This window comes from Achromobacter sp. GbtcB20, from assembly GCF_019091095.1.
GTDB lineage: Bacteria > Pseudomonadota > Gammaproteobacteria > Burkholderiales > Burkholderiaceae_B > Achromobacter > Achromobacter mucicolens.
Window position 1 is genome coordinate 1 of record NZ_JAGXJZ010000234.1, and the last position, 460, is coordinate 460.

Below are 460 nucleotides of genomic sequence, written 5' to 3' on the forward strand. Positions count from 1 at the left end.
CATTTGAAGGCGGGCCGCGCACGCACTGCCGCAAAAATGGTTAACATCTGGTCTTTGCAACTAAACATGAAGGGGGAGAAATGGCAACGAAGAAAATCGCCGTCGTCGTCGGCAGCCTGCGCAAAGAGTCGTTCAGTCGCAAGATCGCCCAGACCATGATCAAGCTGGCCGAGGGCAAGCTCGACATGGAAATCGTCGAGATCCGCGACCTGCCGATGTATAACGAGGACGACGAAACGGCGACCCCGCCGCACGCCTTCACCGAGTTCCGCAACCGCATCCGCGCGGCCGACGGCGTGCTCTTCATCACCCCCGAATACAACCGCTCGGTGCCCGCGGCCCTGAAGAACGCGATCGACCTCGGCTCGCGCCCCTACGGCAAGGCCGCCTGGACCGCCAAGCCCTGCGCCATCGTCAGCCAGTCGCCGGGCGCGCTGGGCGGATTCGGCGCCAACCACCA

Annotated in this window: 1 protein-coding gene; it reads left to right on the forward strand. The window is 63.5% G+C overall.

What is annotated here, in order from left to right; genetic code table 11:
• Positions 1-80 precede the first annotated feature (80 nt).
• The coding region (locus tag KVT32_RS28755) for an NADPH-dependent FMN reductase (RefSeq protein WP_217619275.1) at positions 81-460 on the forward strand (380 nt) is incomplete at its 3' end.